General features: G+C 60.4%; 15 protein-coding genes and 1 pseudogene. 7 read left to right on the top strand and 9 right to left on the bottom strand.

Features of this window, described 5'->3' with window-relative positions:
* The first annotated feature begins 1 nt into the window (after position 1).
* The 4 genes from AC2444_RS02080 (at position 2) to AC2444_RS02095 (ending at position 3,516) form a co-directional block, all read left to right on the top strand.
* Positions 2–892 (top strand): ABC transporter permease subunit, encoded by an 891-nt coding sequence (locus AC2444_RS02080; RefSeq protein ID WP_012756122.1) that lies wholly within the window; start codon positions 2–4, stop codon positions 890–892.
* A complete protein-coding gene (locus AC2444_RS02085) occupies positions 892–1,908 on the top strand; it encodes an ABC transporter ATP-binding protein (protein WP_012756123.1) in 1,017 nt (338 codons plus the stop codon). Before AC2444_RS02080 ends, AC2444_RS02085 begins: the two co-directional genes overlap by 1 nt.
* Positions 1,905–2,858 (top strand): peptide ABC transporter ATP-binding protein, encoded by a 954-nt coding sequence (locus tag AC2444_RS02090; protein ID WP_012756124.1) that lies wholly within the window; start codon positions 1,905–1,907, stop codon positions 2,856–2,858. Before AC2444_RS02085 ends, AC2444_RS02090 begins: the two co-directional genes overlap by 4 nt.
* Positions 2,859–2,979: 121 nt before the next feature.
* Entirely contained in the window at positions 2,980–3,516 is a 537-nt protein-coding gene (locus tag AC2444_RS02095; RefSeq protein ID WP_012756125.1) for a gluconokinase, read from the top strand.
* Here AC2444_RS02095 and AC2444_RS02100 read toward each other — a convergent pair.
* The 3 genes from AC2444_RS02100 to AC2444_RS02110 form a co-directional block, all read right to left on the bottom strand.
* Positions 3,506–4,753 carry an NAD(P)/FAD-dependent oxidoreductase gene (locus tag AC2444_RS02100; RefSeq protein WP_012756126.1) on the bottom strand — a complete coding sequence of 416 codons (1,248 nt, stop codon included), beginning with the start codon at positions 4,751–4,753 and terminating at the stop codon, positions 3,506–3,508. The genes AC2444_RS02095 and AC2444_RS02100 overlap by 11 nt on opposite strands.
* Before the next feature lie 76 nt (positions 4,754–4,829).
* Positions 4,830–5,333: an isoprenylcysteine carboxyl methyltransferase family protein gene (locus AC2444_RS02105; protein WP_012756127.1), complete on the bottom strand. Its 504-nt coding sequence runs from the start codon at positions 5,331–5,333 to the stop codon at positions 4,830–4,832.
* The gene (locus AC2444_RS02110) at positions 5,330–6,382 is read right to left on the bottom strand and encodes a type III polyketide synthase (RefSeq protein ID WP_012756128.1); all 1,053 of its coding nucleotides are present in this window, start codon (positions 6,380–6,382) and stop codon (positions 5,330–5,332) included. The genes AC2444_RS02105 and AC2444_RS02110 overlap by 4 nt, the downstream gene beginning before the upstream one ends.
* A gap of 168 nt (positions 6,383–6,550) precedes the next feature.
* Between AC2444_RS02110 and AC2444_RS02115 the strand changes: the two genes are divergently transcribed.
* Genes AC2444_RS02115 through AC2444_RS02125 form a run of 3 tightly spaced genes read left to right on the top strand, consistent with a single transcriptional unit; the run spans position 6,551 to position 8,541 of the window.
* Positions 6,551–7,087 carry a tetratricopeptide repeat protein gene (locus tag AC2444_RS02115; RefSeq protein WP_012756129.1) on the top strand — a complete coding sequence of 179 codons (537 nt, stop codon included), beginning with the start codon at positions 6,551–6,553 and terminating at the stop codon, positions 7,085–7,087.
* A 48-nt stretch (positions 7,088–7,135) separates the two neighbouring features.
* A complete protein-coding gene (locus AC2444_RS02120; RefSeq protein WP_012756130.1) occupies positions 7,136–7,741 on the top strand; it encodes an RNA polymerase sigma factor in 606 nt (201 codons plus the stop codon).
* Positions 7,738–8,541, top strand: coding sequence for an anti-sigma factor family protein (locus tag AC2444_RS02125; protein ID WP_012756131.1), 804 nt, complete (start codon positions 7,738–7,740; stop codon positions 8,539–8,541). Before AC2444_RS02120 ends, AC2444_RS02125 begins: the two co-directional genes overlap by 4 nt.
* A gap of 28 nt (positions 8,542–8,569) precedes the next feature.
* Here AC2444_RS02125 and rfbA read toward each other — a convergent pair whose 3' ends face one another.
* The 6 genes and pseudogenes from rfbA to gmd form a co-directional block, all read right to left on the bottom strand.
* Positions 8,570–9,433 (bottom strand): glucose-1-phosphate thymidylyltransferase RfbA, encoded by an 864-nt coding sequence (gene rfbA, locus AC2444_RS02130; protein ID WP_012756132.1) that lies wholly within the window; start codon positions 9,431–9,433, stop codon positions 8,570–8,572.
* Entirely contained in the window at positions 9,430–10,323 is an 894-nt protein-coding gene (rfbD, locus tag AC2444_RS02135; protein ID WP_012756133.1) for a dTDP-4-dehydrorhamnose reductase, read from the bottom strand. The genes rfbA and rfbD overlap by 4 nt, the downstream gene beginning before the upstream one ends.
* A gap of 2 nt (positions 10,324–10,325) precedes the next feature.
* Positions 10,326–11,380 (bottom strand): annotated as a pseudogene (gene rfbB, locus AC2444_RS02140) (dTDP-glucose 4,6-dehydratase).
* A gap of 13 nt (positions 11,381–11,393) precedes the next feature.
* Positions 11,394–11,960, bottom strand: a complete 567-nt coding sequence (gene rfbC, locus AC2444_RS02145; RefSeq protein ID WP_012756134.1) for a dTDP-4-dehydrorhamnose 3,5-epimerase — start codon at positions 11,958–11,960, stop codon at positions 11,394–11,396.
* Between the two features lie 246 nt (positions 11,961–12,206).
* Positions 12,207–13,127, bottom strand: a complete 921-nt coding sequence (fcl, locus tag AC2444_RS02150; protein WP_012756135.1) for a GDP-L-fucose synthase — start codon at positions 13,125–13,127, stop codon at positions 12,207–12,209.
* A gap of 4 nt (positions 13,128–13,131) precedes the next feature.
* Positions 13,132–14,214 carry a GDP-mannose 4,6-dehydratase gene (gmd, locus tag AC2444_RS02155; RefSeq protein ID WP_012756136.1) on the bottom strand — a complete coding sequence of 361 codons (1,083 nt, stop codon included), beginning with the start codon at positions 14,212–14,214 and terminating at the stop codon, positions 13,132–13,134.
* Between the last annotated feature and the right edge of the window lie 116 nt (positions 14,215–14,330).

The raw sequence follows: 14,330 nt of genomic DNA on the forward strand, positions 1-14,330 counted from the left end.
CATGAGCACGGTCACCGTCAAAACCGGCCAGCCATCCGCTCTTGCGGAGTTCTGGCATTATTTCTCCCGCAACAAGGGCGCCGTCATCGGCCTCGTGGTTTTCACCATCATCCTGGTCGTCGCAGTCCTCGCGCCGCTCTTTGCGCCACATGAACCGAACGAGCAGAACCGCGCGGTACTGCTCGCAGTGCCGTTCTGGATGGAGGGTGGCAGCGCCTCCTTCCCGCTCGGAACGGATGCCGTCGGCCGCGATATCCTTTCGCGCCTGATCTATGGCGCGCGGTTTTCGCTGTTCATCGGCGTCGTCGTCGTCACGCTTTCGGTCATTTCAGGCGTCCTGATCGGCCTCGTCGCCGGATTCTTCCGCGGCAAGGTCGATACGGCGATCATGCGCCTGATGGATATCATCCTGGCCTTCCCGTCACTGTTGCTCGCTCTCGTTCTGGTGGCCGTGCTTGGGCCTGGTCTGACCAATGCGATGATCGCGATTTCGCTGGTCAACCAGCCGCATTTCGTGCGGCTGACGCGCGCCTCGGTCATTTCTGAGCGTGAGAAGGAATATGTCATCGCCTCGCGTGTCGCCGGTGCCGGCACCTTCCGGTTGATGTTCAAGACGATCCTGCCGAACTGTCTGGGCCCACTGATCGTTCAGGCGACGCTCGCCTTCTCGGCGGCGATTCTCGATGCCGCCGCCCTCGGCTTTCTCGGCATGGGCGCCCAGCCGCCGACGCCCGAATGGGGGACGATGCTGGCCGAATCCCGTGAGTTCATCTCGCGCGCCTGGTGGGTGGTGACATTCCCGGGTCTTGCCATCCTCATCACCGTTCTTGCCATCAACCTGATGGGCGACGGCCTGCGCGATGCGCTCGATCCCAAACTGAAGAGGTCGTGATGCCGCTCCTCGAGATTGAAAATCTGACGGTCGAATTCCAGACCTCTTCCGGCCTCTTCCGCGCCGTCGACGGTGTGTCGCTTGCCTGCGACAAGGGCGAGATCCTGTCGGTCGTCGGCGAATCCGGCTCGGGTAAATCCGTTGCCATGCTGGCCCTGATGGGGCTTCTGCCCTGGACGGCGAAGATCACCGCCGACCGCATGCAGTTCGACGGCAAGGATCTGCGCGGCATCTCCGGCCGCCAGCGCCGCAGGATTGTCGGCAAGGATATGGCGATGATCTTCCAGGAGCCGATGTCGAGCCTCAATCCGTGCTTCACGGTCGGTTTCCAGCTCGGCGAGACCCTGCGCTTCCATATGGGCCTCAACCGCAAGGAGCGCCGCCAACGCTCGATCGAGCTCTTGAACCTCGTCGGCATTCCGGCTCCGGAAGACCGCCTGTCGAACTTTCCGCATCAGATGTCCGGCGGCATGAGCCAGCGCGTCATGATCGCCATGGCGCTCGCCTGCAATCCGAAGCTCTTGATCGCCGACGAGCCGACAACGGCGCTCGACGTGACGATCCAGGCACAGATCCTCGATCTGCTCGTTCGCCTGCAGAAGGAGCAGGGCATGGCGCTGGTGCTGATCACCCACGACATGGGTGTCGTTGCCGAAACCGCCGAACGCGTGCAGGTGCAATATGCCGGCCAGAAGGTCGAGGAGCAGCCGGTGAGGGCGCTGTTCCGCGATCCGCATCATCCCTATACCGCAGCCCTGCTCGCAGCCCTTCCCGAACGCGCAAAAGTCGGCCAGCGTCTTCCCTCGATCGCCGGTGTCGTTCCCGGCCAGCATGGTCGCCCGACAGGCTGTCTGTTTGCGCCGCGCTGCGGCTTCGCCACGGTCGAATGCGATCGCGGTGTCGTCCGCCAGGGGCCGGAGCTCGGCCTGGCGCTCTGCAACTATCCCTTGAAGGATGGTAAGCCGCTCGGACATCCCGGCATCATGGCCGTTGAAACTGCAGGAGACCTCGTATGACGGACGCTGTTCTCGAGGGCAGGGATCTCGCCCGCTTCTACACCGTCAATCGCGGTCTGTTCAAAGCCGATGCCACCGTCAAGGCGCTGAACGGCGTCAGCTTCAGCCTGCATTCCGGCAAGACGCTCGCCGTCGTCGGCGAATCCGGCTGCGGCAAGTCGACGCTCGCCCGCCTGGTCACCATGATCGAGAACCCGACATCGGGGCAGTTACTGATCGACGGCAAGCCCGCCCATGTCGGCGATCGTAGCCTGCGCAGCCAGGTGCAGATCGTTTTCCAGAATCCCTACGGCTCGCTCAATCCGCGCCAGAAGGTCGGCTCAATCCTCGAAGAGCCGCTGAAGATCAACACCAATCTCGACGGCGCCGCCCGCCGCCGCAAGGCGGAGGAGATGATGGCTCGTGTCGGCCTGCGTCCGGAGCATTATGGCCGATATCCCCATATGTTCTCCGGCGGTCAGCGCCAGCGTATCGCCATTGCCCGCGCCCTGATGCTGCGGCCAAAGGTGCTGGTGCTCGACGAACCGGTCTCGGCGCTTGACCTGTCGATCCAGGCGCAGGTGCTGAACCTGCTGATGGACCTGCAGAAGGAGATGGGGCTCGCCTATCTCTTCATCTCGCACGGACTGTCCGTCGTCCATCATATCGCCGACGAGGTGATGGTGATGTATCTCGGCCGTCCCGTGGAAACCGGTCCCGCCGCCGAGGTCTTCGCCCGGCCACGCCATCCCTACACGGCAGCCTTGCTGTCAGCGACGCCGATCGCCGATCCCGACCGTGCGAAGAACCGCATCCGCCTGCAGGGTGAACTGCCTTCGCCGCTGAAGCCGCCGACGGGCTGCCACTTCAATCCGCGCTGCTGGAAGGCGCAGGACCATTGCCGTCAGGTTTCTCCCGAATTAAGTGGAGAAGGCACACATCAATATGCCTGTCACTTCCCGCTCGATTGAGCGGGAGTGAGCAATTCCAGGAAAAGTGCACAGCGGTTTTCCGTCCGAGATTGCGTGAAAACAAAGAGATAGAGCATTTTCGTGATCAGAACGAAAATGCTCTATGGCCTGAGGAGGATTTATGCCGGAGCAGATGAACAAACCCCAGGCGATCATCGTCATGGGAGTCAGCGGCTGCGGCAAATCCTCCGTCGGTGAGAAACTCGCCGAAGCCCTGCACCTGGCCTTCGTCGAAGGTGATGCGCTTCATCCGGCCGCCAATGTCGAGAAGATGTCGAAGGGCATTGCGCTGACCGATGAAGACCGGATGCCGTGGCTCGACCGCATCGGCGAAGACATGAAAGCCTCGCTGGAGAAGAGCAAGGGCATCATCGTTTCCTGCTCGGCGCTGAAGCGCCTCTATCGCGACAGGCTGAGGGCTGCTGCCGGCGGCAATCTCTTCTTCGTTTATCTCGAAGGTTCCAGGGCGCTGCTGATGAAAAGGATGGGTGAGCGCAAGGGGCACTTCATGCCGGTCTCGCTGCTCGACAGCCAGCTGGCGACGCTTGAGGTGCCCACAGGCGAGCCTGGTGTCGTCACCGTGGATATCGACGACACGATCGACGGCATCGCGGCAACGGCGCTCAAGAGCCTTGCAGCGCTCGGCGTCACGGGTTGAAACGCTGCGGCGAATAGGCCGAAATATCGATGAACGGCGTCTCGCCGGTGATGAGTTCGGCAAGCACGCGGCCGGTTACCGGCCCGAGCGTCAGCCCATGATGGGCATGGCCGAAGGCAAACCACAGGCCCTGATGGCGCGGCGCCTTGCCGATAACAGGCATCATATCCGGCGTGCAGGGGCGCGCGCCCATCCAGGGTTCGGGATCGAGCCTGTCTCCGAGCGGGAAGATGGTGCGCGCCACCGCTTCGGCGCGGTCGAGCTGGACCGGCGTCTTGGGCGCGTCGAGCGTTGCAAACTCCGCCCCTGTCGTCAGGCGGATGCCTCGGTTCATCGGCGCAAGGAGATAGCCGCGTTCGGCATCGAGCATCCAGTTGTTGAGCACAGCATTGCCTCCGGCGGCATAGTGCATGTGATAGCCGCGCTTGACGCCGAGCGGGAAGGAGTAGCCGAGCCGGCGCGTAGCAACGGCCGCCCAAGGGCCGAGCGCCATCACCGCATCCTCGGCTTCGAGCGGACCTTCCGCCGTCATGATTTTCCAGCCGGAGCCGAACGGACCGAGCGAGGCGGCGTCACCCGTGACGAAGCGGCCGCCGAGGCTCTCGAAATAGCGGCGATAGGCCGATGTCAGCGCATGCGGGTCGAGCACCGACCAGGGGTCGCGCCAGCGGATGCCGCCGGCGAAATCGCCGGTCATATACGGCTCCATGCGGGCGATATCGGCCGGAGTCAGGCTGTCATACTCCACGCCGAATTCATTCTGCCAAAGTGCTGCCTCTGCAAGAGCCCCGTCGCGCTTGGCTTCAGTGCGGAAAATCTTTATCCAGCCGTCCTTGCGGATCAGCCCTTCGGCCTGCGACGCCTCGATCAGATCCTTGTGTTCGACAACCGAATTTTCGATCAGCGGTGCATAGGCCCGGGTAATGATCGCGTGGCGACGCGCATTGGAATTCCACCAGTAGCGAGCGAGAAAGGCGATCTGGCTCGGCAGTGCGCGCAGATGATAATGCGCGTCGATGCGGTTATTCACAGCATAACGCAGTAAAAGCCCGAGCTGCTGGGGAAAGCCGTAAGGCGCGACACCTTCGCGCTGGATCAGGCCGGCATTGCCGAACGAGGTTTCGTTGCCCGGATCCTTGCGGTCGATCAGCGTCACCTGCCGGCCGCGCCGCTGAAGATGGATGGCCGTGGAAACCCCGACGATGCCGGCGCCGAGCACGATTGCGTTCTTCGTCATTTCCGCTTGCATTCCGCTTTGTTTATCGGGGTGAAAATGCCCGTGCCGATACCGCGACGCAAACGGAAAATCGCATTCATTTCAAAATCATTGCGCTTTTCAGTGCGGCATTTTCAGCCTTCACGCGGACATGGAGGATAAGCGCGTTGAGAAGGGAAAAGACGATCGCGTAAAGCGGTAGGCCGAAGGCGAGGGGAAGGACGGCGATCTCGCCGACGACGATCGCATAGTTCGGATGGCGGAGGAAGCGATAGGGCCCGGATCTGACCAGCGGCGCGCCGGGCAGGACGATGATGCGCGTCGTCCAGCGGCCTTTCAGCGTCGCCAGCACCCAGAGCCGCAGCGCCTGCAGCCCCATGAACACCAGAAACCAGAAGAACGCGACTGGCCTGCCCGGTGCAAGCAGCCAAAGGCCGATGATCCAGCCTGCATGCAGCGCCACCATGGTGGGATAATGCTCGGGTGCCACCTCTCTGGCGCCCCTGGAAAGAAGCGCCGCCGTGTTGCGCCGGGCGAGCACGAGTTCCGCCAGCCGCTGCAGCGTCACGAATGCCAGAAGCGCGATCGACGGCCACATCATGCGACCCTCCTGAGCGTCACGCAGCTCGCCGAAAAGCCCGGACCCATGGCGATCATCGCGGCGCGCGCCGGCAACCCGGCGCGGATTGCCCGCTCCAGCACGAACAGGATAGTCGGCGAGGACATGTTGCCGTATTCGGCAAGCACGGCGCGTTCGTGATCGAGCGTGCCCGGCACCATCGAAAGCGCGCTCTCCATCGCAGCCAGCACCTTCATGCCGCCGGGATGGCAGATGAAGCGGTCTATATCCTCCACCCTCAGCCCGTTGCGCGCCAGAATGGCCGTTACCGCTGGGCCAAGCTCCTTTTCGGCAAACGGCGGCAGCGATTGCGCCAGCACGATACCGAAGCCGCCGTCATCGATCTTCCAGCCCATGATATCGAGCGTGTCGGGAAAAAGATGCTCGCCGGTCGATTCCACCTCCGCCAGCCCGTCTTCGCCTGATCGCAGCACGCAGGCGGCAGCGCCGTCGCCGAAAAGCGCCGTCGCGATGATGTTCGGCCGCGTCAGCTCGTCCAGCCGGAAGGCGAGCGTGCAAAGTTCGATCGAGACGAAAAGCACAACAGTGCCCGGCCGGCTTCGCGCCAGCCGCGAGGCGATCGCAAAGCCTGATACGCCGGCGGCACAGCCAAGCCCGAAGACCGGAACGCGTTCGATGTCGGGTCTGAAACCCATCCGGCCGGCAAGCTGTGCATCGAGGCTCGGCGTCGTAAAACCGGTGGAGGAGACCGTCACGACACAATCGACGTCGCCGGTCTCAAGCCCTGCCTGGCGAAGGGCCGAGCTGGCAGCCTCGACGAAAAGCCCGCCTGCGACCTCTGCAAAGGCCTGCATCCGGTCTTGCCAGCCATGTGGCTCGTCGAACCAGGCAAGCGGCCGCGCCGCATGGCGCTTGTCGATACCGGCGCTATCGAAGACGCGGGCAAGATGGCGGAAGTCCTCGAAGCGGTCGGCAAACAACCGGGCCGAGGCTTCGACCGCCTGTTTTTGGAAAATGACATGTTCGGGTGTGGCAACGGCGAGGCTGACGAGTTTGACGGTGTCGGTCACAGAATTCTCCTTGTCCCTCCGGCGGAACGAAGGAAAACACGCAGACGCCCAAATTATTCAGCTCTGAAGCTTCACGAAAGGGTGAAGAAAGAAATGCAAGCAGTGCCGAATAAAGCTGGATGCAGCGGTGTTCTCTCGTCGCAACGTTCACTTTCGAGGAGTTTCCCCATGACGATCATGACAGCCCGCATCGCTTCCCTCCTTCTCGGCGGCTGCCTCGCCGCCTCTGTTGTCTCCGGCCCGGTCTTTGCGATCGGCGATGATAGCAGCACGACACCGGTCTGCAAGAAGGGCGAGATCTACGACCAGAAGACCAAGAAATGCGTCAAGCAGCAGAGCGCCAACGTCTCCGACGAGAACCGCGCCGACTATGCCTATTCGCTGGCCAAGGCCGGTCGTTATGAGGAGGCGCTTGCCGTGCTCGACACGGTCAAGGATCAGAACACCGCCGAAGTGCTGAATTACCGCGGTTATGCCACCCGCAAGCTTGGCCGCACCGACGAGGGCATCTCCTATTACCTGCAGTCGGTGAAGATGGACCCGCAATACGCTAAGGTCCGCGAATATCTCGGCGAAGCCTATGTCATCAAGGGTCAGCTCGATCTCGCCAAGGATCAGCTGAAGACCATCAAGGCGATCTGCGGTACCGGCTGCGAGGAATATCAGGATCTGAACGCTGTTATCCTCGATCCCTCGAAGATCTGATCGGTGGGCCACGAAGCGGGAAAATGGAAGCACGAAAGGGACGTCAGAATGTCGGTCGCGCGCACCCATTTTCCTGCCTATAGTCACGCGAGAATGGAATCGCCGGTTCACCCGGCGGTTTCGAGGGATAGAGGATTGGCGGAGGCGGCCATCGCGAGCGAAGCGGATATCAGGAGCGGCCTGACGGAAAATCTGGCAAGGCTCTGGCGTTATGGTCTCGTTCTCTCGCATCAGCGCGATGTCGCCGACGACCTTGTGCAGGCGACCTGCCTTCGCGCACTGGAGCGCGCCGATCAGTTCATCCCCGGCACCCGGCTCGACCGCTGGCTGTTTTCGATCCTGCATTCGATCTGGCTGAACGAGATCCGCTCTCGCCGGGTACGCCAGGGCCAGGGTTTCGTCGATGCCGGGGAGACGCTGACCTTCGACGGCGCGCACGACACCGAAACGCAGGTGATGGCCCATCAGGTGCTGAAACAGGTGAATGCGCTGCCTGAAGCGCAGAGGACGGTGGTTTTCCTCGCCTATGTGGAGGGACTTTCCTATCGCGAGGTTGCAGGCATATTGGATATCCCGATCGGAACCGTGATGAGCCGGCTGGCGGCTGCCCGCGCCAAGCTCTCCGGCGCCGGACCGGAAGGGGGACGGCAATGACGACGAAACACACCATTCCCTCCGACGAGGACCTGACCGCCTTCATTGACGGTGAACTGACCGCCGAAGAGGCTGCGCGCATCGAGGCCATTGTGAAGGAAGACGAGAGCACCGCCGAGCGGCTGGAATTCCTGGCGCGCGCCAGCCTGCCCTTCAAGCAAGCCTTCGCCCCGCTGCTCGCCGAAGCCCCGCGCGAGAAACTGGAGACGATGCTTGCCGCCATCCCGCCGCAGCAGAGCGCAAAATCCGGCCCCACGCCCGCATTCGCCACTCGTCGCCGCTTCCTCGGCGCGCTCGCCGCCTCGCTGGTCGCCGGCATCGCCATCGACCGCGCCGTCATCGGCATCGGAGCACGCTTTTCGGCAAAGGACGAAAACAGCGAATGGCGCGCCGTGGTCGCCGATTATATCTCGCTCTATTCCGCCGAAACGCTCGCCGGCCCCGTCCCTGGCAGGGAGGACCAGGCCGCCCAGCTCGCCGGTCTTGACGAAAAGCTCGGCCTGTCGCTCTCCCCAGAAGCCGTCTCGCTCCCGGGGATCGATTTCAAACGCGCCCTGCTGCTGCAATATGACGGCAAACCGCTCGCCCAGATCGCCTACCTCGACCCCGAAACCGGCCCGATGGCGCTCTGCATCGTCAGGTCTGACGCGGGACCGAAGGCGCCGGACCTCGAAAGCCGCAAAGGTATGAATGTTGCCTACTGGTCGAACGCGACGCACGCTTTCATGCTGATTGGCCGCATCCCCGTAGACCGTGTGCAGGAATTGGCGGAGAACGCCCGGAGCAGGCTTTCAGCCTAACCTCTATGTTCTGCCAAATCGCAGCTATCTAATCCACCAGACCACGCAAGTACTGGCCATAATCGCCTTTGCCCGCTTGGGCGGCAATCTGGGCGAAGCGCTCCTTCGTGATGAAGCCTTTCGCCAGCGCAATTTCCTCCGGGCAAGCGATTTTGAAGCCCTGGCGTTTTTCAAGCGTGCGGACGAACCCGCCGGCCTCCAGCAGACTTTCGGGTGTGCCGGTATCAAGCCAGGCATATCCGCGGCCCATCATCGAGACACGCAGCTTCCCCCGCTCCAGATATGTCTTGTTGACATCGGTGATCTCGTATTCGCCGCGCGCCGACGGCTTTAGATTGGCTGCGATATCAACGACATCAGCATCGTAAAAATAAAGGCCGGTGACAGCCCAGTGCGATTTGGGCTTTGCCGGCTTTTCTTCGATTGAGATTGCAGTCATATCGCTGCCGAATTCGACGACGCCGTAACGTTCGGGATCGTGCACGTGATAGGCGAATATCGTCGCTCCATCGCCTTTCGATACACCCTCTTCAAGCAGTTCTGGAAGGCCGTGGCCGAAGTAGATATTGTCTCCGAGGATCAGACAGGATGGTCCGCCCGCCACGAAGTCCGCTCCGATAATGTAGGCTTGGGCCAGCCCATCGGGACTTGGCTGGACAGCATAGCTCAGAGACATGCCCCATTCACTGCCGTCACCCAGCAATCGCTGAAAAAGCGGCATGTCGTGCGGCGTGGAGATGATCAAAACTTCCCGTATGCCAGCCAGCATCAAAGTCGTCAGCGGGTAGTAGATCATCGGCTTATCATAGATCGGAAGCAACTGCTTCGAGACCGCATGAGTCATCGGGTGCAGGCGACTGCCGCTCCCGCCCGCAAGCACAATACCTTTCATACGGCCTCCTTCGGCTCTTCCAAGAGCTTTGTCACAGCAGCGCGCGCTGATATCCGCCACTCCGGCATGCTCACGCTATAAAGGCTCTTCAGCTTATCGCAACACAGTCTGGAATTGGCTGGCCGTTTCGCTGCTGTGGGATAGTCAGCGGTCGCAATGTCCTTGACGGTGACGCGCCTGCCGGTCTTTTCCTCATGAATTGACAATATATATCGTGCAAACCCAGCGCAGCTGGTTTCGCCGCTGCCGGCCAAGTGACAAACGCCCCGCAAGTCCGGGGTGGAATCGTTTGATAGCCTGCCTGCTATTTTGACGATAGCCCCGGCGATGTCGCCGGCGGAGGTCGGGCAACCCAGTTGATCGCTGACGACGCTCAGCTCTTCTCGTGTCTCTGCGAGCCTCAACATCGTTATCACGAAGTTGTGGCCAAACGTGGAGTAGACCCAGGCCGTCCGCAGGATGACATGGTTTTCATTCGCCGCGGCGACCGCATATTCTCCCTCGAGCTTCGATCTGCCATAGACGGATACCGGTCCGACCGGGTCGCTCTCGACATAGCATTCGGGCTTGTCTCCATCGAAAACATAATCAGTCGAAAGATGGATGACGGGAAGGGATAGCTCGGCCGTTGCTGCGGCGATGGCTTTTGCGCCGTCTCGATTGATGGCGAAAGCTGCCGCCTCGTCGCTTTCGGCTTTGTCAACGGCCGTGTAGGCGGCGGATGAGACGACGACGTCGGGCTTAATTTTCGCAATGATTTCACTCACCATCGAAGGCTCAAGCAAATCCAGCTCGGGCCTGCCGATGGCGATGATCTCGATACCTGGCACATTCAGCGCCTGCAGCGCAGACGTGACCTGGCCGCTCTTGCCTGTTACCGCGATGCGCATTCTCAGACCTTTTTCAACACGCCAAGCCGTTCACCGGAATACACACGCTCACGCAGCGGCTGCCACCACCAAGCGTTTTCCAGATACCACTCAACGGTCTTGCGAATACCGCTGTCGAAATTCTCCTGTGCTCTCCAGCCGAGTTCGGTCTCGAGCTTGGTGGCATCGATAGCATAGCGAGCGTCGTGGCCCGGCCGATCGGCAACATAGCTTATGAGATCGCTATGCGGAGCGGTGCCAGGCCGGACTTCATCCATGATCGCGCACACGCGCTCGACAACCTCGATGTTTCGACGCTCGTTGCGCCCGCCAACATTGTATTTTTCGCCCGGACGACCGCGTTGCACGACGAGCCAGAGCGCTCGTGCATGGTCATCGACATAGAGCCAATCGCGGATGTTTGCGCCGCTTCCATAGACGGGCAATGGCTTCCGTTCCAGCGCGTTCAATATGATGAGAGGAATGAGCTTTTCCGGGAAATGAAAGGACCGTAATTATTCGAACAGTTGGAAATGATCACCGGCAGGCCGTAAGTCCTTTCCCACGCCGTCGCGAGATGATCGCTCGCTGCCTTGGATGCGGAGTAGGGAGAGGACGGATCGTAAGCTGTCGTCTCGGCAAAGAACCCGTCTTCACCGAGGGAACCATAGACTTCGTCGGTGGAGACGTGCAGCATCTTGAACGCTGCCTTTGCATCCGGGGGTAGGCACTCCCAATATTGCCGCGCGGCCTCCAGGACGCTGAAGGTGCCGTTTACATTCGTTTCAATAAAATCCGCCGCTCCGGTGATCGACCGGTCGGCGTGGCTTTCCGCCGCCAGATGCATGACATAATCGGGGCGAAATTCCTCGAAGGCATTGCAGACAGCGCTTCTGTCGCAAATGTCAGCTTTGAGAAACCTGTAGTTGGGAGCATTCTCGATTGTCTTCAGCGAGGCGAGATTGCCGGCATAGGTCAGCTTGTCGATATTGAGCACTTCGGCGCCGATGTCGCTGACGAGATAGCGCACCAATGCCGAACCGATGAAGCCCGCGCCACCCGTTACAAGAACACGCATGAGGCCCTCCGTTTCACGAAAATTGAAAATATGTGGGGAGTTCCGAAAGCCGCGGCTGCTTGTTGTCCTTATCAGAAAGAACGTAGCCATCCATCTGCGGCCACTCGATGCCGATTTCGGCGTCGTTCCACCGCACGCCACAGTCATGCTCCGCGCTGTAGAGAGCTGTGACCTTGTAGCTTATGATCGTATCAGGCTCCAAAGTTACGAACCCATGCGCAAATCCGGCCGGCACCCAAAGTTGCGAGCCGTTCTCAGGGGACAGTTCTGCTGAGACCCACTTCCCATATGTCGGAGAGCCATGTCTGATATCGACCGCCACATCCAGGAGCGCGCCGCGCAGGCAGCGTACAAGTTTGCCTTGTGCGAATGGAGGCGATTGGAAATGGAGTCCCCGGACGGTCCCCGGTTGCGCTGAAAGGGATTCATTATCCTGCACGAAAGAAACGTCGGCCACGTTCGTGCGGAACCAGAAATCTTTGAAGACTTCGCTGAAGTAGCCCCTCGGGTCACCGAACCTGGCAGGTGTGACCTTCTTAACGTCGCCGATCTCCAGTTGTTCCACTTTCAAAGCATACATCCTTGCAAGAGGCTCGGTCGCCGGATTGTGACAGCGATTGGGGTATGCGATATAGCCAATTGCCCTGCTGAGCACATACGTTGGCGAGGGCGAGACGGCAACTGGGGTGCGGCGTGAGATGATATTCGTTCACGTCGTCGAGTCCGTCCTGGCGCTGGCGGTAGTTGAGGGGACGATTCGTGCTTATGTCGCAATCGGCCCGGAAGGCGTAGAGGATTTGCTTCAGTCGCGGTGGAAGTAAAGATATCACGACGCGAAATCGGCATATGCTCGCGCAATACCATCGCCAAGTGATGTGGTCGCCTTCCATCCAAGTGCCGACAAACGGTCAACGCTCATCAGTTTGCGCGGCGTTCCGTCCGGCTTCGTCTGGTCGTAAACAATCTCGCCCGTGAAGCCGACAACCCTCATGATGGTTTCGGCAAGTTCGCGGATGGTAATGTCTTCGCCCGTCCCAATGTTGATGAGCCCCTCGCTGACCTCCTTTTCCATCAAAAAAACGCAGGCGTCAGCCATGTCGTCGACATACAGGAACTCACGCATTGGCCGACCGGATCCCCAGACGACCAACTGCCGGTCACCGCGAATTTTGGCCTCATGGACCTTTCTGATCAAGGCCGGCATCACATGGCTACTGTCCAAATCATAATTGTCATTCGGCCCGTACAGATTAGTCGGCATCCCCGAGACATAGCGGGTTCCATATTGCCGATTGTAGCTCTCGCACAGCTTGACGCCCGCTATCTTGGCGATCGCATAGGCCTCGTTCGTCTGCTCCAGGGGGCCAGTCAGCAAATACTCCTCGCGAATGGGCTGAGGGCAGTCGCGTGGGTAGATGCAACTCGAGCCAAGAAAAAGCATGCGTTCCACACCAGCCTGCCAGGCGGCATGAACAACATTCGTCTCGATCATCAGATTCTGGTAGAGGAACTCAGCACGATAAACGTTATTTGCATGGATGCCGCCAACCCTTGCCGCGGCCATGAAGATGTAGTCCGGCCGCTCCGCCTTCATGAATTCGGCAACGGCCGCCTGATTGACGAGATCCAGCTCGGCGTGGCTTCTGGTAACGATGTTCGTGTAGCCGCCAGCCTTCAGCCTCCGGACAATGGCCGACCCCACCATGCCTCGATGGCCTGCAACATAGATCTTCACGTCTCTGTTCATCGGATCACTCGTGATAGTCGTATGCGGAGAAGCCGTGGCGTTTCACGAGTTCGTCCCGCTCGGCGGACTTAAGATCCTCGCGCATCATTTCCTCAACAAGCTGCTTAAACGTTATCCTTGGTTCCCAACCGAGCTTTTCCTTCGCCTTCGACGGATCGCCCAGCAGGGTCTCGACCTCTGTGGGACGGAAGTATCGGGGGTCGACCGCGACGATGCAGCGGCCGTTCTCGTCGTAGCCTTTTTCCTCGGCGCCTGATCCTTTCCATGAGATTGGAAGCCCAATCTCATGGGCCGCGGCGTCGACGAATTCGCGGACGCTGTACTGCACGCCAGTGGCGATGACGAAATCCTCCGGCTCGTCCTGCTGCAGCATCAGCCATTGCATCTCGACATAGTCTTTGGCATGCCCCCAGTCACGCTTTGCGTCCAGGTTGCCGAGATAGAGGCAGTCCTGAAGGCCAAGCTTGATGCGCGCCAGTGCACGGGTGATCTTGCGCGTCACAAAGGTCTCGCCCCGCACGGGGCTCTCGTGGTTGAAGAGGATGCCGTTGCAGGCATAAATGCCATAGGCTTCCCGATAGTTAACCGTGATCCAGTAGGCGTAGAGTTTGGCGACAGCGTAAGGCGAGCGCGGATAGAAAGGGGTCGTTTCGCGTTGCGGGATTTCCTGCACCAGGCCGTAGAGTTCGGAGGTGGACGCCTGGTAGAAACGCGTCTTCTTCTCAAGGCCGAGAATGCGGATCGCCTCGAGGATGCGCAGCGCGCCGAGCGCGTCGGAATTGGCCGTATATTCCGGCTCTTCGAATGAGACGGCGACATGCGACTGTGCCGCGAGGTTATAGATCTCGTCGGGCTGGACCTGCTGGACGATGCGAACGAGGCTCGATGAATCCGTCATGTCCCCGTAGTGCAGCACAAGCCTGCGGTTGGTGTCGTGTGGATCCTGGTAGAGGTGGTCGATGCGGTCGGTATTGAAGAGGGACGTGCGGCGCTTGATGCCGTGTACCTCATATCCCTTCTCGATGAGAAGCTCTGCAAGATAGGAGCCGTCCTGGCCCGTGATGCCTGTGATGAGGGCTCTTTTCATGTCACATGTCTCTCAGGTAGATTGTCTTTCGAATTGCTGGGCGTTGTATCCGCGCATCTGCGAATTGTAAATGAACAACCTTCGGGCGGCGCGAACGGGTTGGGCTGGACTATTTT

The sequence above is a fragment of the Rhizobium sp. WSM1328 genome, from assembly GCF_057653715.1.

Bases quoted from the DNA above. Each gene is read 5' to 3' on its own strand.
- AC2444_RS02080 (WP_012756122.1), top strand. From the start codon at position 2: ATGAGCACGGTCACCGTCAAAACCGGCCAGCCATCCGCTCTTGCGGAG.
- AC2444_RS02100 (WP_012756126.1), bottom strand. From the start codon at position 4,753: ATGACGAAGAACGCAATCGTGCTCGGCGCCGGCATCGTCGGGGTTTCC.
- rfbC (WP_012756134.1), bottom strand. From the start codon at position 11,960: ATGTATGCTTTGAAAGTGGAACAACTGGAGATCGGCGACGTTAAGAAG.
- AC2444_RS02095 (WP_012756125.1), top strand. From the start codon at position 2,980: ATGCCGGAGCAGATGAACAAACCCCAGGCGATCATCGTCATGGGAGTC.
- rfbD (WP_012756133.1), bottom strand. From the start codon at position 10,323: ATGCGCATCGCGGTAACAGGCAAGAGCGGCCAGGTCACGTCTGCGCTG.
- AC2444_RS02090 (WP_012756124.1), top strand. From the start codon at position 1,905: ATGACGGACGCTGTTCTCGAGGGCAGGGATCTCGCCCGCTTCTACACC.
- gmd (WP_012756136.1), bottom strand. From the start codon at position 14,214: ATGAAAAGAGCCCTCATCACAGGCATCACGGGCCAGGACGGCTCCTAT.
- AC2444_RS02120 (WP_012756130.1), top strand. From the start codon at position 7,136: ATGTCGGTCGCGCGCACCCATTTTCCTGCCTATAGTCACGCGAGAATG.
- fcl (WP_012756135.1), bottom strand. From the start codon at position 13,127: ATGAACAGAGACGTGAAGATCTATGTTGCAGGCCATCGAGGCATGGTG.
- AC2444_RS02125 (WP_012756131.1), top strand. From the start codon at position 7,738: ATGACGACGAAACACACCATTCCCTCCGACGAGGACCTGACCGCCTTC.
- AC2444_RS02085 (WP_012756123.1), top strand. From the start codon at position 892: ATGCCGCTCCTCGAGATTGAAAATCTGACGGTCGAATTCCAGACCTCT.
- rfbA (WP_012756132.1), bottom strand. From the start codon at position 9,433: ATGAAAGGTATTGTGCTTGCGGGCGGGAGCGGCAGTCGCCTGCACCCG.
- AC2444_RS02105 (WP_012756127.1), bottom strand. From the start codon at position 5,333: ATGATGTGGCCGTCGATCGCGCTTCTGGCATTCGTGACGCTGCAGCGG.
- AC2444_RS02115 (WP_012756129.1), top strand. From the start codon at position 6,551: ATGACGATCATGACAGCCCGCATCGCTTCCCTCCTTCTCGGCGGCTGC.